The sequence below is a fragment of the Streptomyces sp. CAU 1734 genome (assembly GCF_039888735.1).
Lineage (GTDB): Bacteria > Actinomycetota > Actinomycetes > Streptomycetales > Streptomycetaceae > Streptomyces.
In genome coordinates this window covers 21,323-27,570 of record NZ_JBDQQP010000031.1, presented here as the reverse complement: position 1 = coordinate 27,570, position 6,248 = coordinate 21,323, and the positions used below count along the sequence as shown (strand labels likewise).

At 72.4% G+C, this 6,248-nt stretch carries 6 protein-coding genes; 4 read left to right on the top strand and 2 right to left on the bottom strand.

The features are described from left to right. On the bottom strand, positions 1 to 1,062 hold a 1,062-nt coding region (locus AAFN69_RS34680; RefSeq protein WP_347732932.1), incomplete at its 3' end, for an ABC transporter ATP-binding protein. Between the two features lie 172 nt (positions 1,063 to 1,234). Here AAFN69_RS34680 and AAFN69_RS34675 point away from each other — a divergent pair. Together AAFN69_RS34675 and AAFN69_RS34670 are read left to right on the top strand one after the other, a co-directional pair. Beyond that, positions 1,235 to 1,681 carry a MarR family transcriptional regulator gene (locus AAFN69_RS34675; protein ID WP_347732931.1) on the top strand — a complete coding sequence of 149 codons (447 nt, stop codon included), beginning with the start codon at positions 1,235 to 1,237 and terminating at the stop codon, positions 1,679 to 1,681. Positions 1,682 to 1,811: 130 nt separating this feature from the next. Beyond that, positions 1,812 to 2,354, top strand: coding sequence for a GNAT family N-acetyltransferase (locus AAFN69_RS34670; protein WP_347732930.1), 543 nt, complete (start codon positions 1,812 to 1,814; stop codon positions 2,352 to 2,354). Between the two features lie 328 nt (positions 2,355 to 2,682). Here the strand turns inward: AAFN69_RS34670 and AAFN69_RS34665 are convergent, their stop codons facing one another. Continuing rightward, positions 2,683 to 3,240, bottom strand: a complete 558-nt coding sequence (locus AAFN69_RS34665; RefSeq protein ID WP_347732929.1) for a hypothetical protein — start codon at positions 3,238 to 3,240, stop codon at positions 2,683 to 2,685. A gap of 469 nt (positions 3,241 to 3,709) precedes the next feature. Between AAFN69_RS34665 and AAFN69_RS34660 the strand changes: the two genes are divergently transcribed. Both AAFN69_RS34660 and AAFN69_RS34655 read left to right on the top strand, forming a co-directional pair. Then, entirely contained in the window at positions 3,710 to 5,659 is a 1,950-nt protein-coding gene (locus AAFN69_RS34660; RefSeq protein WP_347732928.1) for an HAD-IIIC family phosphatase, read from the top strand. An 11-nt stretch (positions 5,660 to 5,670) separates the two neighbouring features. Next, a complete protein-coding gene (locus AAFN69_RS34655; RefSeq protein WP_347732927.1) occupies positions 5,671 to 6,057 on the top strand; it encodes a DUF6059 family protein in 387 nt (128 codons plus the stop codon). The last annotated feature ends 191 nt before the right edge of the window (positions 6,058 to 6,248 follow it).

Genomic DNA, 6,248 nt, shown 5'->3' with positions numbered 1-6,248 from the left:
TGGAAGCCTTGATCGGGCAGGTGACACGCCCCGTTGTCGAGGAGTGGAAGCCTCGACAACGGGGCGCTTTGGAGTGTGAAAGATGCCAGGAAGCGCTGTACGTGTTTTCTCAACGTTCAGTAGACTGACGGTCGGGCGGAAGAGGCCCTGCTGGAGCGAGACGAAGGCGACCAGGGTGCCGAGGGAGATCGCCGGCCCGCCGCTCCGGAAGGTCATGCCGGCGGTCCAGTAGATGACGGCGGGCATCGCGGCCATCACGATGCCGATGACGGACATCCGCCAGCGGCCGGCCAGGCTCGAACGCACTTCGAGATCGACGAGCTTCTCCGACTCCTTCGCGAACGCGGCGGTGAGCGAGTCGGAGCGGCCCATGGTGCGGCCGAGCAGGATGCCGCTGACCGAGAGCGATTCGGTGACGGTCGCCGCCATCGCGGCGAGCTGCTGCTGGCGCCGGGTGGTGATCCGCTTGCGCTCGCGGCCCACCCGGCGGCTGATCGCGACGAACACCGGCAGCAGCAGGAGCGAGACAACGGTGAGCCGCCAGTCGAGCGCGAGCATGGCCACGACGGTGGCGGTCACGGCGGTCAGATTGGAGACCAGGGAGGTGGCGGTGGAGGTGACGGTCGCCTGCATGCCGCCGATGTCATTGGCGATGCGGGACTGGACCTCCCCCGTCTTGGTCCTGGTGAAGAAGGCGAGCGGCATGCGCTGGAGCCGGTCGTAGACCGCCGTCCGCAGATCGTGCATCACCCGCTGGCCGACCGTGGTGGATATCAGTGTCTGGAGCACACCGAAGACGCTCGTCAGCACCGCGGAGGCGATCATGCCGAGCACGAGCAGGGTGAGCAGACCGGTGCGCCCCTCGGGGATGGCGGTGTCGAGGATCTCCCGGAGCAGGAAGGGCGAGGCGACCATGACGAGCGAGGCCGCGCCGACAAGGGCCCCGACGAGGGCCAGCCGGGCCCGGTAGGGGCGGAAGAGGCGGAGGATCCGCCGCACCTGTGCGGGCTCGCGGGGCTGCTCGGCGGCGCGCGGGGTCCGCGGGGTCGATGTGGGGTGCATGGGCTCCTTCCGCTGTGGTGGGACGGTGCGGAGCGCCCGGGGCCGGGGAGCGCCGGGGCTCCGGCCGCTCCCCGGCGCCGGGGGTCCGGAGTCTCCACACCGTCAAGCTTTCAGGATCTTAGCTCACTGTTACCTATCTTCACAATGAACGACGTCCTGATATTGTTCCCGTATGAGCACACCCGACGCGGACGGCCTGCTGGCCGAGCAGCTCCTGCGGCTGAGCCGCCGGCTGTACCGCAGCCAGAAGCGGCAGCTGGAGTACGCCGACATCGCGATCACCCCGGCCCAGTCCCGGCTGCTGCGCACCCTCGCGCTGTACGAGGAGGCCCCGCGCATGGCCGACATCGCCGCCCGGCTCGAAGTCGTCCCGCGCGCCGTGACCAGCCTCGTGGACGGGCTGGAGGCCGGTGACCGGGTCCGCCGGGTCCCCGATCCGACCAACCGCCGGGTCATCCGGATCGAGCTCACCGAGACCGGGCGCGCCACACTCCGCGCCATGCGCACCGCCCGCCGGGCCGCCGCCGAGGACATCCTGGCCCCCCTCACCCCTGAGCAGCGCGAGGTCTTCGGAGGGCTGCTCTCCACCCTCGTCGACGGACGTCCCCGGGAGTGCTGACACCGGCCCCGGCGCCATCCCGTCGAATCCCCGCAGGGGCTACTCCGCGGGAGCGCCCTGAAAAATCTGACGATCACCTCGGCGGCCCCGGATATCCTTCCTCGTTCCGGCCGGCCAGGGAGGTCCCACCATGACGAACACCGCAGCACCCTTTCCCGGGGGAACCGAGCTCAGAGGGGAGGGTCTCGTCCTGCGCGACTGGACGGAGGGCGACCTGGCGGCGATGCCGGAGCTGTTCGACCACCCCGACATCGCCTACTGGACCCCGATCGTCTCGCCCTTCGACGAGGCCGCCGCCCGCGCCCGCCTGGACCGCAGCCGGGAGCTCCGGGCGGAGGGCACGGCCGTCCTGCTCGCCATCACCGCGGACGGCGGCGCCCCGCTCGGCGAGGTGATGCTGCGCCGCGCCCCCGAGGGCACGGAACTCGGCTACGCGGTCGGCCCGGCACACCGGGGCCGGGGCCTGGCCGTACGAGCGGTGCGGGTGATGGCCCGGTACGCCTTCGGGCCCTTGGACCGGGAGAGCGTGATCCTGGAGCTGGAGGCCGAGAACACCGCCAGTGTCGCCGTGGCGACGAAGGCGGGATTCACCCTGCTCGACGTCCCGCTGATCACGGGAGAGGAGAAGGGGCGGCCCTACGCCCTCCAGACCTGGGGCCTGAACCGCCCCTGATCCGCGGTCCGCGTCCTCCGCCGCGCCGGACCCGGCACAGCGGCCGGGCGGACCGCGCCCGGCCACTCACCGGGGCGTGTCCGGTGCTCTGTCCGTCCGGTCATGATCGCGGGCATCGGGCACGACGCCCGGGTGAGCATTGCCGTGAAGTTCTTCGTGGCGCCGGACGACACGTCGGCGAGTCCGGCTCTCCGGTCCGGTGACGGGCCGGCGGATTTCCCCGCCGTCGCGGGTACGCGCGGATCGGATCGTTGCTGCAAGCCTCGCCGGCCGCAGGACGGAGCAGCCACATGACCGGCCGGACAAGTCCTGGGCCGTCTCTTACGGCCTAGCCGAGGGAGACGGCCAGCTTGCCGGCTTCGGCCTCCTTCGCGCTCAACTGAACCTTGCCGCGGTGCGATACCTCGACCTGGTAGTACTTCTCACCCTTGGGCACGTCCTTGACCGTGACGATGAAGGCACAGGCGCCGATCGAGTACTCGGATTCACCGAGACTTCCCGTGGCGGCGACTCCGCCCGCCGCGTCGTAGACAGTGACAGAGGTTCCTGCGGCGATGTCGTCATAGCCGCCGGTTCCGCGGCAGCCGTCGTCGTCTGTTCGGATTGCCCCCTCGGTGAGGGTGAACGTGCCGATGAGGGTGAACACGGCGGGTTCGGCGGGAGCCGTGTCCCGGTTGGTGTACGCCCAGGCTCCTCCCACGAGTCCGGCTCCGGCGACCAGCCCGAGGAGGGCCGCGAGCAGGGGGCTGGGTCCCTTCCCCGCCGCCCCGGCAGGAGGCTCGGCGGGGAGCGGGGGAGGCTCGACGGGGGCGCCCGTCTCCTCGGCCGGCACAGTGGGCGGTTCGGCGGGCGGTTCGGCGGGCGGCTGTGGCGCGCTGATGCTCATGTCTGTCCCCCAGGGTGGCTGAGGTCGGGATGATATCTGCGGATGCGTGCCGATGAGTGCGGTACGGCGAACTCGGCCCACTGCCTCAAACCCCGCTTCCGGCCGCAGGAGTTCGCGACCGGATCCCGCTCCGCGCGGATGCCGGACACTCTCCGGGCCGCGGCACCGACGCGCACCCCCCGCCACCGGTCTCCTCCGGTGTGCCGCGGCGCCGGTCCGCCCGTGCGGCGGGCGGCGGTGCGGGGCAGGAGGGTCGGGCGGCGGGCGGAACGTCTCGGCGGCGCGCGCACGCTCAAGGGGTTCTTAAGACGGGACCGCCAGGCTCGGGCCCGTCGTCCACCGGCGGCGGCGTGGTGCCCGCGCGGGCCGGGGTCCTCCCCTGATTCCGGACTCCGCGCGGGCGGCCGGCGGCCGGGCGGCCATCCGGATTGCGTCGTCTGTGAAGTGATTGTCGGTGAACGGAGACACCATGGCCACGGTTGCGAGCACCACCGTGGGCGAGCTGACCGGGCCACTGGACCGGTTGCGCGCCCTCCACCGCGAAGGGCTGCTCATCCACGCCTATCCCGAGGTTCCGGGGCTGCTGGCCGAGCTGGCGTCGGCCGGGGACCCGGCGGGTCCGCCGGCGCCCGATCTCGTACGGGCCGGGCAGCTCCTCGCCCGGCTGGACCCGGCCGATGTGCTCGCCGAGCATGCCGGGACCGGTTCCGTGACGGTGGCGGTCACCGGCAGCTCCACCCTGAACGGCCTCACCGCCCCGCTCACCGCCGAACTCGCCCGCCACGGACTTCTGCTGAGACTGCACACCGGCGACTTCGGCTCCTGGTTCCGCGATCTCCAGGACACCGGGAGCGAGCTGTACGCGGCCGGTGCCGATCTGGCGCTCTGTGTCCTCGACGCCCAGGTGGTCTTCGACGAACTCCCGCACCCCTGGCTGGTGGAGGACGTGGAGCGGGTCGCCGCGGCCAAACTCGCGCTGATCGGCTCGCTCGCCGAGCGCTATGTGACGGGCGGCGCCGGCACTCTCGTCCTCAACACGCTGCCCCTGCCGCGCGGCCACACCCGCCGGCTGATCGACGCCCGGTCGCGCGCCCGGCTCGGGGTGGTCTGGCGGGAGTTCAACGCCGGGCTGCTGCGGCTGGCCGCCGCGCACGACCGGGTCCATGTGGTGGACCTCGATCCCCTGGTGGCCTCCTCGGGACCGGTCAACGAACCCAGGCTCGCCGCCTACGCCAAGGTGCTCCTCGGGGACGAACTCCTGGCCGGGTACGCGCGCGAGATCGGGCACCTCGCCCGGGGACTGCGCGGACGCACCAAGAAGGTCCTCGTCGTCGACCTGGACAACACCCTGTGGGACGGCATCCTCGGCGACGACGGCCCCGAGGGCATCGCCGCCGCCACCACCTACCGGGGCGAGGCGTTCGGGCGGTTCCAGCGGGCCGTCGGGCAGCTCGGCGCCCAGGGCGTACTCCTCGCGGTGTGCAGCAAGAACGACCGCGAACCGGTCCTCGGGGTGCTGCGGGACCACCCCGACATGGTGCTGCGCGAGAGCGACTTCGTCCGCGTCAACGCCAACTGGGAGCCCAAGGACGGCAATCTGCTGGACATCGCCCGGCGGCTCAATCTGGGCGTGGACAGTCTGGTCTTCGCCGACGACTCGCCGTTCGAGTGCGGTCTGGTGGCCGGCAGTCTGCCCTCCGTCGCCGTGATCCGGCTGGACGAGGAGCCCGCGCTGCACGTCGAACGCCTCCTCGCCGACGGCTGGTTCGACGTCCCCGAGCTGACACCGGAGGACCGGGCCCGTGCGGAGCAGTACCGCACCGACGCCGCGCGCCAGGATCTCCAGGAGAGCGCGGGCTCCATGGAGGAGTACCTCGCGGGGCTCGGCGTCCGGGTCTCCCTCTCGCCCGTGCGGGACCACGAGATCGCCCGGGTCTCGCAGGTGACCCTGCGGACCAACCAGTTCAACCTCACCACCGAGCGCCTTCAGCAGGCCGATGTGCGGGCCCGCCGGGACGCGGCCGACCAGCTCGTGCTGGCGATCAGATCGGCCGACAGGTTCGGGGACAACGGCCTGGTCGGAGCCGTGCTGGTGAGCGACACCGGTCCCGGCGGCGCCTGGCACATCGACAATGTGCTGCTGAGCTGCCGGGTCTTCGCCCGCGGTATCGAGGAGAGCTGCCTGGCCGCCGTGCTGCGGCATGCGCGCGCCGCCGGCGCCGCGGCGGTGCACGCCCGCTACCGGCCGACCGCCAAGAACCACCGGGTGCGCGGTCTCTACCCGTCCGCCGGCTTCGAGGAGACCGGGGAGAGCGCCGACGGCACCGTCACCTTCCGCCACTCGCTCGCGGAGGACCGGCTGCCGTCGGTGCCGGAGCATGTGCGGCTGGCGGCGGACTTCTCCCGGCTGCCGGACTGAGGGGCGGGGACATGGCTGCGTTCCGGGGCGCACGGCGCACGGCGCGGCGGTTCGGACGGTTCCTGCTGCGCGGTTTCGCCTCCCTGGCGGCCATGTTCGGGGTGCTTCCGGCCGACTCCCTCAAGGCCGCGTCGGAGAACTGGCTCGGCCCCGAACCCGGCGCCCGGCCGGAGGGAGTACTCGGCCAGGACCGCCCGCCGCCCGGGGCGCGGGGGCGTTCCCTGCCGGACATCCCGGTCTGGTGGCCGGACCGGGGAGCCCCGCCGGACTCCCTCGTACTCCCCCTGGACGGCCCTCCCCCGGCCCATCCGGAGCGGCTGGTGTCCGAGGTGCCGCCGTCGCCGGGCGAGCAGGAGCTGTGGGCACAGCTGGAGGGGCCGTTCCCGGGGCCGCACTGAGGCCGGACCCGGGAACAGGGCATTCCACCGGATCCGCGGTGCACACCGCCGCGGATCCGGCACGGGTGTCACGCGGACCGCGCGCCGGCGCCATGGGCGCGCGGTCCGCTCCCCCGCGCCGCTCGGGTCATGCGCAAGACCCGCTTTAGAGCATGGACCGACGATCGGCGTGTCAGGTCGGTCGATGGATA

What these genes read in the sequence shown, in the direction of transcription:
- AAFN69_RS34675 (WP_347732931.1), top strand. Translation starts at nt 1,235, where the DNA reads ATGAGCACACCCGACGCGGACGGCCTGCTGGCCGAGCAGCTCCTGCGG.
- AAFN69_RS34655 (WP_347732927.1), top strand. Translation starts at nt 5,671, where the DNA reads ATGGCTGCGTTCCGGGGCGCACGGCGCACGGCGCGGCGGTTCGGACGG.
- AAFN69_RS34660 (WP_347732928.1), top strand. Translation starts at nt 3,710, where the DNA reads ATGGCCACGGTTGCGAGCACCACCGTGGGCGAGCTGACCGGGCCACTG.
- AAFN69_RS34670 (WP_347732930.1), top strand. Translation starts at nt 1,812, where the DNA reads ATGACGAACACCGCAGCACCCTTTCCCGGGGGAACCGAGCTCAGAGGG.
- AAFN69_RS34665 (WP_347732929.1), bottom strand. Translation starts at nt 3,240, where the DNA reads ATGAGCATCAGCGCGCCACAGCCGCCCGCCGAACCGCCCGCCGAACCG.